This window comes from Robiginitalea myxolifaciens (assembly GCF_900115205.1).
Lineage (GTDB): Bacteria > Bacteroidota > Bacteroidia > Flavobacteriales > Flavobacteriaceae > Robiginitalea > Robiginitalea myxolifaciens.
This window is the reverse complement of the sequence record NZ_FOYQ01000002.1, coordinates 706414-723792: the sequence shown is the minus strand read 5'-3', so window position 1 is coordinate 723792 and position 17379 is coordinate 706414. Positions and strand designations below refer to the sequence as shown.

General features: G+C 49.8%; 15 protein-coding genes. 6 read left to right on the top strand and 9 right to left on the bottom strand.

Going from position 1 to position 17379, the window contains the following annotated elements; all coding sequences use genetic code 11:
- Window positions 1–25 precede the first annotated feature (25 nt).
- Together yidC and BM318_RS14330 are read left to right on the top strand one after the other, a co-directional pair.
- The gene (gene yidC, locus BM318_RS11185) at window positions 26–1885 is read left to right on the top strand and encodes a membrane protein insertase YidC (RefSeq protein ID WP_092982687.1); all 1860 of its coding nucleotides are present in this window, start codon (window positions 26–28) and stop codon (window positions 1883–1885) included.
- 82 nt (window positions 1886–1967) lie between these two features.
- Window positions 1968–2570: a DUF6515 family protein gene (locus BM318_RS14330; protein WP_143099968.1), complete on the top strand. Its 603-nt coding sequence runs from the start codon at window positions 1968–1970 to the stop codon at window positions 2568–2570.
- 264 nt (window positions 2571–2834) lie between these two features.
- Here the strand turns inward: BM318_RS14330 and BM318_RS11175 are convergent, their stop codons facing one another.
- Window positions 2835–4220: a fasciclin domain-containing protein gene (locus tag BM318_RS11175; protein ID WP_092982685.1), complete on the bottom strand. Its 1386-nt coding sequence runs from the start codon at window positions 4218–4220 to the stop codon at window positions 2835–2837.
- A gap of 165 nt (window positions 4221–4385) precedes the next feature.
- On the opposite strand from BM318_RS11175, the gene mnmA reads away from it, so the two are divergent.
- Both mnmA and BM318_RS11165 read left to right on the top strand, forming a co-directional pair.
- Window positions 4386–5582, top strand: coding sequence for a tRNA 2-thiouridine(34) synthase MnmA (gene mnmA, locus BM318_RS11170; protein ID WP_092982684.1), 1197 nt, complete (start codon window positions 4386–4388; stop codon window positions 5580–5582).
- Entirely contained in the window at window positions 5579–6526 is a 948-nt protein-coding gene (locus BM318_RS11165; protein WP_092982683.1) for an NAD(P)H-dependent flavin oxidoreductase, read from the top strand. The genes mnmA and BM318_RS11165 overlap by 4 nt, the downstream gene beginning before the upstream one ends.
- Here the strand turns inward: BM318_RS11165 and BM318_RS11160 are convergent.
- From BM318_RS11160 to BM318_RS11125, 8 genes are all read right to left on the bottom strand, one after another.
- On the bottom strand, window positions 6523–8253 hold the full coding sequence (locus BM318_RS11160) for a tetratricopeptide repeat protein (RefSeq protein ID WP_092982682.1): 1731 nt from the start codon (window positions 8251–8253) through the stop codon (window positions 6523–6525). The two genes, BM318_RS11165 and BM318_RS11160, sit on opposite strands and share 4 nt — an antisense overlap.
- Window positions 8254–8342: 89 nt before the next feature.
- Window positions 8343–9635, bottom strand: a complete 1293-nt coding sequence (locus BM318_RS11155; protein ID WP_092982681.1) for a Zn-dependent hydrolase — start codon at window positions 9633–9635, stop codon at window positions 8343–8345.
- A 63-nt stretch (window positions 9636–9698) separates the two neighbouring features.
- Window positions 9699–11033 (bottom strand): DUF58 domain-containing protein, encoded by a 1335-nt coding sequence (locus tag BM318_RS11150; RefSeq protein ID WP_092982680.1) that lies wholly within the window; start codon window positions 11031–11033, stop codon window positions 9699–9701.
- Between the two features lie 13 nt (window positions 11034–11046).
- Window positions 11047–12063: an AAA family ATPase gene (locus BM318_RS11145; protein ID WP_092982679.1), complete on the bottom strand. Its 1017-nt coding sequence runs from the start codon at window positions 12061–12063 to the stop codon at window positions 11047–11049.
- A 3-nt stretch (window positions 12064–12066) separates the two neighbouring features.
- The gene (locus BM318_RS11140) at window positions 12067–13356 is read right to left on the bottom strand and encodes a DUF4350 domain-containing protein (RefSeq protein WP_092982678.1); all 1290 of its coding nucleotides are present in this window, start codon (window positions 13354–13356) and stop codon (window positions 12067–12069) included.
- The gene (locus BM318_RS11135) at window positions 13349–14062 is read right to left on the bottom strand and encodes a DUF4129 domain-containing protein (protein ID WP_092982677.1); all 714 of its coding nucleotides are present in this window, start codon (window positions 14060–14062) and stop codon (window positions 13349–13351) included. Before BM318_RS11135 ends, BM318_RS11140 begins: the two co-directional genes overlap by 8 nt.
- Window positions 14059–15012, bottom strand: coding sequence for a hypothetical protein (locus tag BM318_RS11130; RefSeq protein ID WP_092982676.1), 954 nt, complete (start codon window positions 15010–15012; stop codon window positions 14059–14061). Before BM318_RS11130 ends, BM318_RS11135 begins: the two co-directional genes overlap by 4 nt.
- Entirely contained in the window at window positions 14984–15961 is a 978-nt protein-coding gene (locus BM318_RS11125) for a stage II sporulation protein M (protein ID WP_092982675.1), read from the bottom strand. The genes BM318_RS11130 and BM318_RS11125 overlap by 29 nt, the downstream gene beginning before the upstream one ends.
- 37 nt (window positions 15962–15998) lie before the next feature.
- Between BM318_RS11125 and BM318_RS11120 the strand changes: the two genes are divergently transcribed.
- Window positions 15999–16721 carry an RDD family protein gene (locus tag BM318_RS11120; RefSeq protein WP_092982674.1) on the top strand — a complete coding sequence of 241 codons (723 nt, stop codon included), beginning with the start codon at window positions 15999–16001 and terminating at the stop codon, window positions 16719–16721.
- Window positions 16722–16723: 2 nt separating this feature from the next.
- A complete protein-coding gene (locus tag BM318_RS11115; RefSeq protein WP_092982673.1) occupies window positions 16724–17347 on the top strand; it encodes a trimeric intracellular cation channel family protein in 624 nt (207 codons plus the stop codon).
- The last annotated feature ends 32 nt before the right edge of the window (window positions 17348–17379 follow it).

The window sequence follows — 17379 nt, the reverse complement described above, 5'->3', positions numbered from 1 at the left end:
GCATTCGACTATAGATTACATATAAATGGAAGAAAAGAAATTAGACCTGAACTCTATTATTGGCTTTGTGCTGATTTTCCTCATCCTCATAGGATGGTTCTGGATGACCAAGCCCAGCCCGGAAGAATTGGCGGCAGAAAAGGAGCGACAGGAGCAGGTACAGGACTCCCTGGAACAACTGGAGGCCCAGAATAATCCAATCCCGGAAGTACAGCCAGAGCAAACTGTTGTACTCTCCGACTCCGCGGCAAATGCCGCATATCGCAATAGGGTAGGGGCCTTTGCCTTTACAGAAACCACCGATGGTGAAACCACCCTGGAAAACGACCTGCTGTTCCTGGAGATAAGCAATAAAGGTGGGCAGATCACCGAGGCCCGGATGAAGCAGTATGTTACTTTTGATTCCATCCCGGTATACCTGATCAAAGATGGAAATGCGAGTTTTAATCTAGTCCTGACCACCAACGATAACCGGGTACTCCAAACCCGGGATATGTATTTCCAACCTGAACTGACCCAGGACAACGGGAATCAGGTATTGTCAATGAAAGCGAAAGCGGGTCCGCAGCAATTCCTCGAATTCCGCTATACCCTGAAACCTGGAGAATACCTGCTCGATTTTGACATACGTTCCCAGGGGCTTGCTTCCGTACTCGCATCGGGCGATGGAGTACCTATGCAGTGGGAAATGAAGGGGATTCGACATAACAAAAGCGTTATGTACGAGAACCGCTACACCCGACTCACCTACCGGCACGAAGGAGAAGATATCAGTAAGTTATCCGAGAGTAGTGATCTGGACGAAGAAACAGAAGTCGATGTTCGCTGGATGTCTTTCCGGCAACATTTCTTCAGCAGCATCCTGGCTGTGAACCAACCGCTGGCTTCGGTAGACCTGAAGTCGGCCAACCTGGTCGAGGAAGAAAGTCGGGAGACGGAATTTACCAAGGAGTTTGGAATTGCTACCGAGCTCCCGAAGTCTGCTGGAGAACTGGCCAGTAGCATGCACTGGTATTACGGGCCAACCGACATCGACACACTCGAACAATATGAAGATTTGGCCCTGGCCGATTCCATACCCTATGGATGGGGGATTTTCGGTTGGATCAACCGGTATCTGTTTACCCCGTTCTTTGGCTTTTTGAGTTCCTTCCTGCCTTACGGTATCGCCATCGTAGTCATGACCATCCTCGTGCGTATTTTGCTGTCACCCGTGACGTACAAGTCCTATCTCTCTCAGGCCAAGATGCGGGTGCTGAAGCCGGAGATCACAGAAATCAATGAAAAGCATAAGGACAACGCCATGAAGCGGCAGCAGGAGACTATGAAGCTCTACAACAAAGCTGGGGTAAGCCCCTTGAGCGGGTGTATCCCCGCCCTGTTGCAGCTGCCGATATTCTATGCGCTGTTTATGTTCTTCCCGACGAGTTTTGCACTCAGGCAGAAATCATTCCTTTGGGCTGAGGACTTAAGTTCCTATGATACCATAGCGCAATTGCCCTTTACTATTCCTTTTTACGGGGATCACGTAAGTCTGTTCCCAATCCTGGCATCCGTAGCCATCTTCTTTTATATGATGATGACTACTGGCCAGCAAATGCAGACGCAACCCGGGATGCCAAACATGAAGTTTATCATGTACCTCTCCCCGCTGTTGATGTTGTTCTTCTTTAATAACTACGCCAGTGGTTTGAGTTTGTACTATTTCGTTTCCAACCTGATTACCATAGGTATTATGCTGGTGATCAAAAATGTAATCCTGGACGAGAACAAAATCCACGCTCAGATCGAGCAGAAGAAAAAGCAGCCCAAGAAAGAGAATCGTTTCCAGAAGAAGATGCGTGAAATGATGGAGGAAGCGGAAAAACAAAAAAAGAAGAAATAGCGCATTTCGTCGATTTCCTGGCAATGTGATTAAACCTTGGTCGTTTTAAACTATCCAAGAGCAGTCACCAATATAACAAGCTATGAAATCTACATTATTCTTTGGCCTAACCCTTCTGGCCTTGCTTTTCTGTGTTCCCGCTACCGTTGAAGCACAAAATTCCGCACGTCGGACGACCACAGTTGTTAAAGTAGACCGCACCAAAAGGTCTGCGGTACGACGCAAAAACCGCCGCGTCAGAAAACGCGTCAACAGAAGAGTTAACCGCCGTGTTGCTCGCCGCACCCTGAGACGTTTGCCTGCAGGCACTCGCGTAGTTGCCTTTCGAAGTGTAAACTATTACCCCGTCAGGGGGATGTATTATGTCTCAAGACGAGGCGTATATGTAAGAACATTTCCTCCTATCGGATTTCGAGTAAGAACCCTTACCGTTGCCCCGATTCGTATTGTGGTGAGAAATCGTCCCTACTGGTATTCCGAGGGCGTTTTCTATCAAAAGCAAGGAGAGGACTATGAGGTAGTGGAAACCCCTGTAGGAGCTGTAGTTCCAGATCTTCCTGAAGATGCTGAGGAATTCGACTTCTCTGATGTGCCCTCCTACGAATTGAATAATGCTGTTTACCAGGAAGTAGACGAAGGCTTTGAGATCGTGGAAATTCTCGAAGACGAGGAAGAAGAAAATTAAAATTACTTCGGAGTCCTGAACTATCCGAAAAGAAAAAAACCCGGGAACTGGATTCCTGGGTTTTTTTGGTTGGTTAAGTATGGTAAGATTTGGGAAGCTAAAGATGCAATTCTGTTGAGGGCTATCAAACTAAAAGTTGCCAAGGCCAAATATTCGGTTGGGAGCTGCCCGCTTTTTGTGGTCACAGCGATGAATAAAAAAAGGCCGCACATGGGCGGCCTTTTCTTTGGAACTCCGGGATCTTTTTTGCGATCCGGGTATTCTCTAATTCATAGTGTCGGGGATCATTACCTGATTCAGAACGTGGATCACCCCATTTCCAGCTTGTACGTCTACTACGACAATTCCGATTCCTGAATTTCCAGCTCCGTCGGTTACATCGGCGATATTATCTCCGGTACCGGGGAGGTTAATGGTGATGTTATCTCCTTCCAGTGTCATCGGCATAATACCATCGGTAAGGTCTCCAGAGCGTACATTTCCAGATACCACATGATGATTCAGTACGGAAGTTAACAACCCTTCTTCAATGTCCTCGACAGTAGTCCAATCCATATTGCTATCCAGCAATGCCTGGAATGCTGCATCGGTTGGTGCGAATACTGTGAATGGGCCATCTCCGCTGAGTACGGTCGCAAAATCAGTTGCAGGTGTTGCCGTGGTCAGAGCGGTTACCAGTGGTGCGAACGTTGGATCAGCAACGGCAAAACTTACCACTGTCGGGATATCGATAACTTCATTAACCACATGAATTACCCCGTTAGTTCCAACGATGTCGGCGGTTGTTACGGTACTGCTTCCGTTGAGGACTACCCCGGTATCGGTATTGATGTACAGGGAGAGTAAATCCTCATCGGCATTTTCACCGAGGGTATTCACATAGGAATTAGATAGTCCTGTTGACAAGGCAGCAACTCCGGCAATTACATGATTTGCCAGGATGTTATTGATGTCATTGCCATTCGGATTATTGAAGTTGGCGAAGGCCGCGTTATCAGGTGCAAAAACGGTGTATGGACCATCGAGTGAAAGCAATCCTGTGAAGGTTGTATTTCCTCCTGCAGTAAGGGCTTCAACGAGGTTGCTCAAGCTAGGATTTGCTACCACATGATCTACGACATTAGGCAGTCCGATCACGGCATCTACCACGTGGACAACTCCGTTGGAAGCGTCGATATCAGCAATAGAAACGTTAGACTGGCCATTGACAGTTACTCCTGTCTGCGCCTCAATAAAAAGACTTAGCGTGGCTCCACCAGGTCCGGCGGTGGAGGAGGAGGGAACATAGCCCGTAGAAAGGCCGTTTGAGAAAAATTCCCCGGCAACTACGTGATTCAACAGTACTTGGGTGAGCACGTCGTTCGGGACGTCGTCTAAGCTGGCAAAACCATTATCGGTAAGGAATGCAGCAAAGGCATCGTTAGTCGGGGCAAAAACCGTAAAAGGTCCGTCGCCGGCCAGCGTCGCATCCAGTCCGGTTTCGGTAAGTGCAGTTACCAAAATGCTCAAGTCAGCATTTCCGGCTGCGAGTTGTACAATCGTTGGGTCCGAATTTTCGCCTCCATCCCCGTCATCATCAGAACAGGAATTCAGGGAAACCAACCCAAGGGTAAGAAATAGGATAGTGAAATACTTAAACTTCTTTTTCATAGCAATTTTTTAAAGGTTTAGCAATTTATTGTTTAACGAAACTATATAAAAGATTAAACAAAATGATCAAGCTTTGCAAAACTTTAACGCCTGGTTTGCGCGCTAAATCGGGTTATGAGAAAATGGAAGGGGACGCAATAATTCGTAATTTTGCCGAGATAAACTATGGAACGAAAAAAAGTTGTAGTCGGGTTATCCGGTGGCGTTGATAGTAGCGTCAGTGCTTTGTTGCTCCAGCAACAAGGTTACGAAGTTATTGGCTTGTTCATGAAGAATTGGCACGACGACAGCGTGGTCATATCCCGGGAATGCCCTTGGCTGGACGACAGTCATGACGCACTGCTGGTAGCTGAAAAATTGGGGATTCCGTTTCAGACAGTAGATCTCAGTGCAGAATACAAGGAGCGTATTGTAGATTATATGTTCCGGGAATACGAACAGGGTCGAACTCCCAATCCCGATGTGCTCTGTAATCGGGAAATTAAGTTCGATCTTTTCCTGAAACTGGCCCTGGATCTGGGAGCGGACTTCGTGGCTACCGGGCACTATTGCCGCAAGGAGAGTTTTGTAAATTCCAAAGGGGAAACGATTCACCGTTTGCTGGCCGGGGAAGATCCGCAAAAGGATCAGTCTTATTTCCTGTGCCAGCTCAATCAGGAACAACTCGGGCGTGCCCTCTTTCCTATCGGGCATTTGCAAAAATCCGAGGTGCGGGCCATAGCGCGGGAAAACGATTTGGCTACTGCTGGTAAAAAGGACTCCCAGGGTCTCTGCTTTATCGGGAAGGTGCGCCTGCCCGAATTCCTGCAACAACAGCTACAGCCCAAACCTGGCGATATTGTCGAAGTACCTGGGGACGCCCCGCAGTTTTCCAGACACCTGCCGGATTTTGAGAATCAGGAGGAAGAGTTGGCCTTTCATGCTGAAAAGCCTGAATTTACCCCGGATCAGGGGCGAATCGTTGGGAAGCATCAGGGTGCACACTACTTCACGATCGGGCAACGCAAAGGCCTGGATGTAGGCGGAACGCCAGAACCTTTGTTTGTGATACAGACCGACGTAGCGAAAAATATCATTTATACCGGCCAGGGCAAGCAGCATCCCGGACTGTACCGCAGGACGCTTTTTGTAAAGGAGGAGGAACTGCATTGGGTACGTGAGGATATGGCTCTGGAACTCGACGGGCAAATGGAAGTACTCGCCAGAATACGATATCGTCAGGAATTACAGGAGGCCACCTTGTACCGGGTGAGCGGGGGACTTTATGTGGACTTTAAAAACCCGCAATCCGCAATTACGGAAGGGCAGTTTGTTGCCTGGTATCGGGGAGAAGAACTTCTTGGATCTGGAGTAATATCATGAAAAATAGGGTAACCGAACTCTTTGCTATTGACTACCCCATTATCCAGGCTGGCATGGTCTGGGCTAGTGGATGGCGATTGGCATCGGCCGTTTCCAATGCAGGAGGATTAGGATTGCTGGGCGCTGGAAGCATGTACCCGGATGTGCTGCGGGAGCACATTCAAAAGTGTCGGAAAGCCACCAATAACCCTTTCGGCGTAAACGTGCCCATGCTCTATCCGGATTTGGAAGAAATCATGGACATCATCCAGGAGGAAAAGGTTCCTATAGTGTTTACCTCTGCCGGCAATCCCAAAACCTGGACAGCGACCCTGAAAGCTGCTGGTTGTACGGTAGTTCATGTAGTAAGCAGTCTAAAATTTGCCATGAAGGCTCAGGATGCCGGCGTTGATGCGATAGTGGCAGAAGGGTTTGAAGCCGGGGGGCACAACGGTCGGGATGAGACCACCACCCTTACCTTAATTCCCGCTGTTCGCGAGCAAGTATCCGTTCCCTTGATAGCCGCGGGAGGGATCGCGACAGGAGAGGCGATGCTAGCTGCCATGGTCCTTGGGGCCGATGGGGTGCAGGTAGGTAGCCGATTTGTCGCCAGCGAGGAAGCTTCCTCTCACCCGGAATTCAAACGTATGGTAGTTGAAGCTGGAGAAGGAGATACCCACCTTACCTTAAAGGAACTGGCTCCTGTCCGACTGCTTAAAAACAAATTCTACCGCGATATCCAGGCGGCCTATGCCCGGGGAGCGACCCCGGAGCAGCTTGCAGAAATCCTCGGACGTGCCCGCGCTAAAAAAGGGATGTTCGAAGGCGATCTGGAAGAAGGCGAGTTGGAAATCGGACAGGTATCGGCTATAATCCACGACATCCTGCCCGCAGCGCAGATCGTAGCGAACATGTTGCGCGAATTCCGTACCGCTCGAGACAAGGCAGCCCGGCTCGACTTTTAGAATACCGAATTTTCCAATTGTACATCCGCATCTTTCCAGATGGCTTCGTAGGCTGCCAGGGCAGCTGCTGCCTCGCCGTTTTTCCCTTGTGCTTTAAGACTCTGATAGAGCCCATATAAGGACCATCCATTTTGCCGGACCCGTTCCAGGTCGGCCCGATAGGTCTTTTCGGCAGCTTCGAAATCTCCCTGGGCCATTAGAATCGCGCCGAGGTTTTGCCTCGGTGGAATGTGCCAGGCAGAGGGTTCGGTATAGGTCAGGGCTTCTTCGGCCGCCACCGCATTGGTCAGATGATTGCGCGCCATTTCATGCTTACCTTCCAGCTGCGCTAATTCCCCGGCAACCACCTCATAAGCTACCTCAGCAATTTTATCCGTGGTATTCTGAGAAGCCGCCATCAGTTCGGCAGAACCCGGATCTTCGAGAATAACCCGAATGGCTTCCAACTCTTCCCTGGCTTCATCCGCATTGTTTTTTCGAATAAAAGCCAGACCACGCGCATAGTGTCGGATCAGATGCAAATGCACGATTTCGCTATCAGGTGCGGGATAGGTGAGGATATCGTTCCACCTGCCAAAACGGACGTAGGCCAACAAGGGAGTAGCCGCAAAATCCTGGAGGAAAGGGAGCTCGACCATTTCTCCCTTTGGTACTTTTTCAGCTGTTTTTTTGGCGGCATCTATAGCAATCTGACTCTGACCGATCATACTCGATGCGGACCAGAGAAAATGGATATTATGCGGGTAATAACCCAGCGGATAGAGCCCTTGCGAATAGCATTGGGATATATAGTCTTCGTCGGCGAGAATTGCTTGCTGATTCGCTGCTACGGCGTCCTGATAACGTCCTACACGGATATAAATGTGAGAAGGCATATGCACTAGATGGCCTGCTCCGGGCATCAGACTGCCCAGGGCGTCGGCACTGGGAACCCCGGTATCCGGATAGGGGAGTTCGACCATATGGATGTAATAATGGTGTGCCCCGGGGTGTTCCGGGTTTAGCGAAATTGCCTGTTCCAGAGCTTTTTTCGCTGCAGGGGTATTGGGTGAAGGATTCCCGTCCAGATCCCAATAATTCCAGGGCATGGTATTCATAGCCGCTGCGGCATAGAGCGTTTGGACATCCGCATTGTTGGGGTATTTCTCCCGAACCGCTTCCATGGCCAACAGATAATTCGCATTGAGTTCCTCTTGATCGCGTTCCCAATCATCGCTATAGCGCGCTTCCAACGCCGAGATTAAGTCGCGTTCCATTTCAGATGCTCCACCTTTAAGACTTAGTGCCTGTTGCAGGGCTTCCCAGGCGGCCTCTTTGCGTTGTTGATCGGGCAACTGGTCATTGATGTTGGGCCCAAGGGCATAGGCCTGGCCCCAAAAGGCCATGGCGCTTTCGGCATCCAGTCGGGAGGCCTCCAGGAAGGAACGATGGGCCTCGGCATGATTAAATGCAAAGGTGAGGCGCACGCCCTGATCAAAAAATGGCTTCGCCTCCGCATTCCCACTGTAACCTTCAAAAGTATAATTCCCCAGATTATCGAATAGGGGAGCAATTTGCCGGGTGTGGTCTACGTCTTCCAACAAAAATTTAGCGACGGTGCACTTTATGGCTCCGATGGAAGCCATATCTCTTTTCGGAAGAGTTACGGTTCGTTCTGGTAAAAAATTAATCAGTACTAACGCCAGGGCCAGAAGCGCCCCCACGATAATGGATTGCCTGAATTTCATGATTGGTTGTTTTTAGGTTCCCCGGGTTCCAGGGGGAAGAAAATCTCGGAGTTACCTGATTCTCTGTAAGATACAAAAAAATTCCCGAGCTACTCCAGGGAAGAGTCAAGGTCCAGTAGTGCATTGAGCAGGACCTGTGTGCCATTGGCGAAATCTTCCGGAGAAGTATATTCATCCGGGGAATGACTGATACCGCCACGGCTGGGCACGAATATCATCCCCACAGGAGCGATTATCGCAATATCCTGTGCATCGTGACCTGCCCCACTGGGCATTCTCAGGGTGCTCAACCCCAGTTCCTGGGCCGCTTCTTCAATAGTCTGCTGAATATCCGGGTCGGTCAGGGCTGGAATTCCGGTGGTATCCAGGGCTTCAAAATTGATCTGTACCCCGGAATCGCTGGAAATATCTTGTGCACGCATCTGGATATTTCGATACAATGACTGGATTACTTCGGCAGATAAATCTCTGATTTCCAGACTTAATTTCACCTCTCCGGGGATTACATTAGGCGCGCCTGGCTGTGCTTCGATACGTCCAACAGTAGCTACCTGACTTCCCTCCATTTTCAAAGCCTCTTCATTCACTGCCTGTACAAATCGCGCGGCTGCCAGCAAGGCGTCTTTTCGAAGGTTCATGGGTGTTGTGCCTGCGTGATTGGCCATTCCCTGAAAGGTAACATCCCACCAGTTTAAACCGACGATCCCGGTCACTACTCCAATATCCAGGTCGCGGCGGTCCAGGATAGCCCCCTGTTCTATATGGAGTTCCAAAAATCCACTAAAGGCACCCTTGGGTCTCTGGGCACTCTCCAGGGTGAGGGTATCCCCACCCAGGCGTTGAATACCTCCTGCCATACTGTATCCCGTACTATTGCGAACCCGAAGGGCATCCTCCGAGAGCTTGCCCGCCATGGCCCGGCTTCCCATTACGCCACCTTCTTCATTCGAAAAGATGATGAACTCCAGGGGATGTCGGGTAAGGACTCCGCGATCATTCAGGGTGCGTGCCACTTCAATGGCTCCCATAGATCCTACGCAACCATCGAAATTCCCACCCAGGGGAACCATGTCAATATGGGACCCCAGGGCAAGCGGCTTCAGTTCCGGATTGCGACCAGCACGGGTTCCGATAATATTCGCAGCTGCGTCTATCCGAACTTCCAGGCCTGCGGCCTCCATAAGGCTGATAACATACTCCCTGCCTTGTAAATCACCGTCACTGAAAGCGACCCGATTTGGCCGGTCCTGGTTATCGCGACCAAAAGTGGCCAGGGAATCCAGGGTCTGTTGGAGGCGTTGCTCATTTATTTCGGGGTATTGCTGGGCGCATAAAGCAGAAAGGGCAAGCAGTATTGCCAGCAACGTCAGTATCGGTTTCATGGTTGGCTTTATTGACCCGCGTGGCGGGTATTAAAATCCCAAGGTACGAAATCAACTTTCGATTTAAAACAAGCCCCTTGCCTTGAGTTCCAGGTACTTGTTCAGGGTGGCGACGGTAAGGTCTTCGGGCCGGGTAAGGAGGGATTGGATTCCGTGTCGTCCTAGTTCGCGGACAATTCGCTTCCTCTCAAAGATGAACTTCTGGGCTATTGTCTGCTGGAAGATACCCCGAACGGCGTCGGTTTCCTCTGTGCTGAAGGTTTCCAGCTCGGTATTCCGAAAGAAGATCACTACCAGCAAATGATCCCGGGACAGGGCTTTGAGATAAGGAAGCTGCCGATTGAGCGCATCCAGGGTTTCAAAATTCGTGTACAACAACAGCAGGCTGCGGAATGGTAAGCTGCGTTTAATATCCGTATACAGGCGGGCGAAGTCGCTTTCGGCAAAGTCAGTTTTAATGTGGTAGAGCGTTTCCAGGATGCGTTGCATCTGAGAACTGCGACGATTGGCTACCACCCGGTTGTCTACTTTTCGGTTAAAAGTCATCATTCCCGCCTTATCCTGTTTTCTCAGTGCCACACGACTGAGGACGAGGGTCGCATTTATGGCATAATCCAGCAGGGAGAGTCTGTGAAAGGGCATTTGCATGACCCGACCCGTATCGATCACAGAATAGACAGGTTGGGACTTTTCGTCCTGATACTGATTAACCATCAGTTCGGCCTTTTTGGCGGTGGCCTTCCAGTTCAGGTTTCGCACGTCGTCTCCACTGACGTATTCCCGGATATGCTCGAACTCCATGGTGTGCCCAATGCGTCTGATCTTTTTTAGTCCGTATTCGGAAAGGCGATTAGACAATGCCAGTAATTCGTATTTGCGCAATTCCAGAAAAGAAGGATATACCGCTACGGATTCCCCGCCCTGAAAGGAAAAACGCCTTTGTATCAGGCCCAAAGGAGAGCTAACCAGGGCGATGAGCCTCCCAAAAGTGTAGATCCCCCGTTCGGTGGGCCGCAATTCGTAGGTAATTTTCCGGGCATCCCCGGATTTCAATTTTCCGGAATACTTGAAATCCCGCGCTTGAAATTGCTCGGGTAGTTCTTCGATAAGCTCGTAATCAATTGGGAATGAATACCGATTCTGCAAAGAAATCGGAACCGGATTCTGATCCCCGTTCGAAAAACGCTCCGGTAATTCCCTGCTCGCGTGAATCCCTTTTCCTGCCGCAAACAAAAGCGCACAGTCGAGCAGGACCAGTAAAGCCAACAGGGCTGCAAACCAGCGAAATATCCCGAACCATCCCGGGAAGACAAAGGCCAGGATAAACCCAAACACCAGGAGGCTGCTCAGGAGGAAAAATCGCTTGCTCAAAAAGAGCTGTCGCAGTAGTTTACGCATGGGCTAGTTAGGCTTATCGCGGAATTTCGACACTGTCGAGTAGTTGCCGGATAACTTCCATTGTGGTTGCGCCTTCCATTTCGCGTTCGGGAGTAAGGACAATGCGGTGGGAGAGCACGTAAGGGGCAACCCGTTTGATGTCGTCGGGAGTCACAAAGTCCCGACCTCTCAGGGCAGCCTGCGCCTTGGCACCCTGCAGAATAGCGATGGAAGCCCGAGGGGACGCCCCGAGGTACAGACTGGCATTTTCACGGGTGCGATTCACAATTTCCGCAATGTAGCGCATGAGTTCTTCCTTGACGATAATCTTTTGGATACTCGCCTGGTACGCCTGAATTTCTTCAGGTCCGAGTATGGGTTCGATCAAGGTGGATTCCTCCTGGCCCTGAAGGGCGTGCTTCCTCCGCAGGATTTCCACCTCCTCTTCCAGATTCGGGTAGGTGATGGGTATTTTGAACAGGAACCGGTCGAGCTGTGCCTCGGGGAGGCGGTAGGTACCTTCTTGTTCTATAGGATTTTGGGTGGCGATTACCAGGAAGGGTGGTGGTAAGGGATAGGTTTGACCATCCATGCTGATTTGTTGTTCGGCCATGGCTTCGAAAAGTGCAGCTTGTGTTTTGGCCGGGGCCCTGTTGATCTCATCGATCAGAATAATATTTGAAAAGATCGGTCCTTTCTTAAACTCAAAATCAGTAGTTTTTGCATTAAAAACAGAGGTTCCCAGAATATCACTGGGCATGAGGTCCGGGGTAAACTGAATCCGACTGTACCCGATATTCAATCCCCGCGAAAGCATTTTTGCACTCAGGGTTTTTGCAATGCCCGGCACCCCTTCAATCAGAGCGTGTCCATCGGCCAAAAGAGCAATGAGCAACATTTCCACCAGATCTTTTTGGCCGACAATCACTTGCCCTAATGATTCCGTTAAGGCAGCAGCAGAGGCCTGAAGTTTTTCGAGGTCAACGCGGTTATTGAAGGCGATGGGATCCTTTTCATTTTCCGGGGTGGGTTGCTGAGGTGTTGATTCCATGGGTTATGAGTTAAAAGGTTTAAGCAGCTCGTGGAGCTTGATCAAATCGTTATTATCCGGGTATTTTTTCTTTTCTACCTGGTGTATGAATGCAAAGGTTTGTGCGATATATTCGGGATCTAAACCGGACTTATGGGCGAGGCGTTCGAGGGCTTCATCGCCTTCGCGTTGTCGGGTGATTCCAAAACGGCTGTGGAGCATTTCCCTGAAATAACTCAGGCGTTTGGCGATTATGTCTGCATAATCCCGTTGCTCAAAATAAAGGTCTCCCACCGTTTGGGTATAGGCAATACTGGTATTCTCCAGGGGTGTTACCACGGGAATGATGCGCTGAACGCGGCGTGAACGCACCAGTACAAATAACAGCAAGGTTATTATCAAAATGTAGTAGGCCCAACGCAGCGGAGCCTGACTCAATACAAAGCGCAAGGGGGAATCTACCACGCGACGCCCGCTTTTCAGGTTGTTGTCCCAGTATATGGTTTGGTCTTCTAAATAGGAGAGTACCCCGGCTACATAGGCCTCATTTCCGCCAAGCATATAATAGTTGCCGAAGGCATACGGGGTACTGTGCAGCAGCAGCGTGCCCTGGCCAAATGGGATCCGCAAAAAGTTTGGTGCCTCCAGCAATGGAGCTGACTCCAATTCGGACAATTCCACCTCATCAAGGGATTCATCACCGAAGGGATCTGTAAGCAAGGAGTCCAAATCGGTATCCCCTTCCCAGTCCGATTCTTCTTCTTCGGGCAAATGAAGCCAACCCAAAACTTCTGCATTGGTGCTGTCCGTGAGCTCAAAATAATTGCGCAGGTAGCCTTTGGTATACTTAAAGCGGTCGGGACTGAAACCATCGTATGCCAATTCGAGTTCTATTCCCTGCTCAATAAGGCTGTATCCGGTTTGTAACCGGAGGTTAAGGGTGTCTTCGAGGGTGGGGCCGATATAGGCGCTCGAAACAAAGGCCGTGTTTCCTTTGGACACATGCGCTAAAAGGGCCCGGGTGAGGGCGGGATCAAAATTTGTTTGATTGTTGATGACAACCAGGGAGGAATTATTGACGGTATCCCGGTGGGTTAGCCAATAATACAGGTCCTGACCTATCGGCTCAATATCCCGGTTGGAAAATAGGCCAGGTAATTCAGAATACATGACAAAACAACCGAATGGCCCTTTTCCCGCACGCGTAAAGTCGGCTCGCCAGTTTATGGGTTGGGGCCTTGCTATTTCTGCGATCAGAATTCCCAGAACAGCCAACCCAAAAAGGGCTACAATTATTTTATTGGCCTTACTCATGGGCGCCCTGCTTGGATTTAACAGTATCGTTCTCGCTCTCAAAGAGCGAAACAACGCCTCCGTAGGCGGCAGCGCTTAAACGCTGTTCTCCATACCAGGCATATTCATAAATTCGGGAAGCTCGCGAGAATTGAGATTTCAGCGGACTATCCGATAATTCGGCCAAATAATCCCAGTTCGTCTTTTCCGGATGATAATCGATCTTACCTTCCCGATTGAGTTTCTTAAGCAGGCGGAGGAATTGATACCGCACCGCCAGGCGATAGTCTCCGGAATCGAGCGCTTCCTTAAGCAGGGCATCCAGGTCAATTTCCTGCAGGTCATCTTCCTGCCAGACAGCGCCTGGCATCTCGGGCTCCTGTTTGCTGAAGAGCTGGCCCAGGGGGGCTTGAGAAATATTTCGAACCACGAGGTACAGGGCCAATACCCCTAATAACGCATAGATTATGAATTCCATGATCGAGAGCGTTTCGGCACTCACATCGACCCCGAATATTTCCGCCAGGGATTCTACCACCCAGCGAATAAATCGGCTGAGATAGTTCTGTGCCTGTCCTTCTATGCGATCGTAATTGAATTCATCGCCGGTATAGTTTTCCTTCCACCCGGAATCAAATTGCCGCATGGAATCGGGAGCGACCTGCGCACTATCGGGCTGCTGCAGTAATGGCTGCCACGAATCTTCATGTGAGGAAGTTGTATTCACCCCGCGTCCTGATTTCCGATAAGGGCGATTTTGCGCCGCGTATTGGTGTTGTATTTCTTTTCATGCAAGGCGTAGTACAACATTCCGTTTACCCACTGAGTCAGACTTTGATTGAGGATCCCCATGATCAGATAAATCCCCACGCCCAGGGTAAAAACAAAAGTATCCAGCCATTCCACCGTTTGCTGCCCATCGATTTGGAACTGATGGAACGCATAGGCGCCGATGAGTACTCCGGGGATGGTCATCAGGAGCATCATCAGTATAAAATTCAGAATTCCCAGGATAAAATTTACGCCAATACAGGTCCAGAACGATTTAAACAAGAGGTCCCAGCCTTCGCCCAGGGCTTCGCCCAGGTTTTTGTCGTGGGCGAACATAGCGGTAAAGGACATCCCTAACCATGCGCTCATAAAGAACAAAATCCCGTAAAAGAGCAAGGGGCCAACCAGCGGAATAAAAGACAGGAATATTCCGATAAACATAGCAACGGCGAGCAACACCAATACCATGAGCATAAAGAGCAGGCTGCTCCCAATTCGCTTTTTGATCAGATTCCAGACATCCCGGGCGCCTGCGCGCTTTCCTTCCGTGTTCTGATAGTGAACGATATAGCCCGTTGCCAGGGCATAATTCAGCGTAGTGGCAATAATGGCAATCACGAAATACAATAATATTCCAAAACCCAGCAGGGCACCGTAATTCTCGCCTCCCTCTGGGGTTACCCCCATGGTCTGGTTCCCAAATACATTGAATAGTCCTGAAAACCCGGAGACTAAAAGGTAGCTACTCAGTAGGAGTCCAATCATCAGCAGGCCGTTGTAGCGGATAAAAACCTGTATGAATGCCTTGAAGTTCCTCTTGAGGAATTCAAAGTACAAGGTCAGGAGATCGCCAAATTCCCGGCGTTCCAACAAGTCGTTAAAGGGGTGGGAGGGATTTCCTTTCATGGATTCGGTAGAGAATTCTGGGATAAATGATATAGTAGAAAATAACAATGCTGAAGCAAAGGAAAATGATCAATAAGGCGAGGGCTGTGGGCATTTCGGAATACCGGGTAATGAATCCTTCAATGAAGCCGGCTACCACAAAAAATGGGAGCGTACTCACTAGTACCTTCATCCCATCCTTTGCACCCCGCATAAAGCTAATCCTCCTGGAATACGTCCCTGGGAAAAGGATGCTGTTACCCATTATCAAGCCTGCGCAACCGGCGACAATGATCACGGAAATCTCGAAACTACCGTGCAGCCAGATTTGCTTGTTGGCTTCCAGGAAAACCCCCTGGGAGTAGAAAAAGGTAATAAAAGCCCCAACCATGACCCCATTGGAAAACAAGATGTAAGCCGTTCCCAAACTGGTAATTACGCCAAGGGCATAAGCGATAATAGCTACCCGAATGTTATGGATGGTTATCCCCAGAAAAGTACCCAGTTTACCACCGCTCTTATAGATGGCCGTGGGATCCCCGTTGGCTATATTTTCAAGGGTAGTGTTTACATAGGAGTCGCCCAGGATAAGGCGTACAAAACTCGAATCATTTAATGCCGATAGCGACCCGATTGCCATGGCCACGGCAAAAATCAGGAAGGCTACCCCCAGCGTGGGCTGATATTGCCTGAAAAAAAGGGGAAACTCCTCCAGCCAGAATCCGAGCAGGCGGTTTTTTCGCTCTTTCCGGTTCCGATATATCTTTTGGTGTGCCTGGGAAGCCAGGGAATTGAGGTATTCCAGGGTCTTGCTATCCCTGTAATAGGTTTGGGCGTAGGCCAGGTCGTTGGTAAGCTGAATATAGCTGTCGGCAAGCTGGTCCGAGCTAAGGCTGGCGGAACGGTCCAGCGCTTTTTCAAATGCGATCCATTTTTCCTTATTTTGCTTGACAAAAGCGGCTTCGCGCATAGGCAGTTCTAGCTTATACGTCTAAAAATAGCACTTAATGCCAAACCTTCAAATACGCACCACCCAAAATGTGTTGCTCAATTACAGCCTGGCCGGAATTGGTGAACGGATCCTGGCTTTTCTCATCGATGGTTTTATCCTTTTCCTATACGCTCTGCTCATAGATCAGGTGGCGAAATTGGTGGGTTGGATCTCGGAAGATGGATGGACCCAATGGGGCTTTTCCTCGCTGTTATTTCTGCCGGCCGCCTGCTACAGTTTGCTGATGCACAGCTTGTTCAATGGGCAAACTATTGGTAAAATGATCCTGAAAATCCGGGTGGTTCGCCGTGATGGCGACCCGGTAACCTGGAGCAATTATTTGGTTCGCTGGTTACTGCGCATACTCGATATCTGGCTTTTCTTTGGCGCCATAGGCCTGCTCGCCATCATTTTTTCAGATACGCTGCAACGGGTAGGAGATGCTGCGGCAGGGACGGTTGTCGTTAATAACAAGCGGAAGGTCAAGGTAAGCCACACCATCCTGGAGGAGGTAGCCGAAGACTATACTCCGGTATTTACGAATGTTACCATTTTAACCGACCGGGATGTTCGTCTGATTAAGGAAACCTACCATGTAGCCCGAAGGACCAATGATCACAAAACACTACGCGCCCTGCGCGAGCGGGTCGAAACCATACTGGAATCCCAATCTGATCTTTACGACAAGCCCTATTTGGACACCGTTTTAAAGGATTACTCTTACTATACCGGAAGTTAGGTATGGAACTGCAAAATTTTATTTTGGTCCTCGACATACTCGGTACCGTTGCTTTTGCGGTTTCCGGGGTACTTGTGGCTATGGAAAAACGCCTGGACCTTTTTGGCGTCCTGATCATAGCCTCAGTTACCGCAATTGGAGGAGGAACGCTCCGGGATTTATTGATCGGCACGGTACCCGTAAGTTGGATGCTGCAACCGGAATACCTCCTTACCATAATCATCACGGTTGTGGTCGCGATTTTGCTGCAAGGCCGGCTGGCTTCCCTGAGGCGTTCGCTTTTCCTATTTGACACCCTTGGAATTGGCTTGTATACTATAGTGGGTATTGAGCGGGGATTGGCAGCTGGATTATCGCCAGGGATTTGCATTATTTTGGGTACGATGACGGCGAGTTTCGGCGGGGTGCTGCGCGATACCCTGTGCAATGAGATTCCGGTTATTTTTCGCAAGGAAATCTATGCCACCGCCTGTATCGCCGGAGGGGCGTTATACTTCTTGTTGGAAGCTCTGGGGGTGCCGGGATTCTGGACCTATTTGGGGGGCATTTTAGCCGTAGTCCTTATTCGCCTGGTTGCCGTTAAGTTCAGGATAGCCCTCCCGAATATCTATCGCGGTAGGGAGTAAAGCCCTGGATACGGTTTGAAATGCCGAAGGGT

Excerpts from the sequence above, each read along its gene's own strand:
- yidC (WP_092982687.1), top strand. The coding sequence starts at position 26 with ATGGAAGAAAAGAAATTAGACCTGAACTCTATTATTGGCTTTGTGCTG.
- BM318_RS14330 (WP_143099968.1), top strand. The coding sequence starts at position 1,968 with ATGAAATCTACATTATTCTTTGGCCTAACCCTTCTGGCCTTGCTTTTC.
- BM318_RS11175 (WP_092982685.1), bottom strand. The coding sequence starts at position 4,220 with ATGAAAAAGAAGTTTAAGTATTTCACTATCCTATTTCTTACCCTTGGG.
- mnmA (WP_092982684.1), top strand. The coding sequence starts at position 4,386 with ATGGAACGAAAAAAAGTTGTAGTCGGGTTATCCGGTGGCGTTGATAGT.
- BM318_RS11165 (WP_092982683.1), top strand. The coding sequence starts at position 5,579 with ATGAAAAATAGGGTAACCGAACTCTTTGCTATTGACTACCCCATTATC.
- BM318_RS11160 (WP_092982682.1), bottom strand. The coding sequence starts at position 8,253 with ATGAAATTCAGGCAATCCATTATCGTGGGGGCGCTTCTGGCCCTGGCG.
- BM318_RS11155 (WP_092982681.1), bottom strand. The coding sequence starts at position 9,635 with ATGAAACCGATACTGACGTTGCTGGCAATACTGCTTGCCCTTTCTGCT.
- BM318_RS11150 (WP_092982680.1), bottom strand. The coding sequence starts at position 11,033 with ATGCGTAAACTACTGCGACAGCTCTTTTTGAGCAAGCGATTTTTCCTC.
- BM318_RS11145 (WP_092982679.1), bottom strand. The coding sequence starts at position 12,063 with ATGGAATCAACACCTCAGCAACCCACCCCGGAAAATGAAAAGGATCCC.
- BM318_RS11140 (WP_092982678.1), bottom strand. The coding sequence starts at position 13,356 with ATGAGTAAGGCCAATAAAATAATTGTAGCCCTTTTTGGGTTGGCTGTT.
- BM318_RS11130 (WP_092982676.1), bottom strand. The coding sequence starts at position 15,012 with ATGAAAGGAAATCCCTCCCACCCCTTTAACGACTTGTTGGAACGCCGG.
- BM318_RS11125 (WP_092982675.1), bottom strand. The coding sequence starts at position 15,961 with ATGCGCGAAGCCGCTTTTGTCAAGCAAAATAAGGAAAAATGGATCGCA.
- BM318_RS11120 (WP_092982674.1), top strand. The coding sequence starts at position 15,999 with ATGCCAAACCTTCAAATACGCACCACCCAAAATGTGTTGCTCAATTAC.
- BM318_RS11115 (WP_092982673.1), top strand. The coding sequence starts at position 16,724 with ATGGAACTGCAAAATTTTATTTTGGTCCTCGACATACTCGGTACCGTT.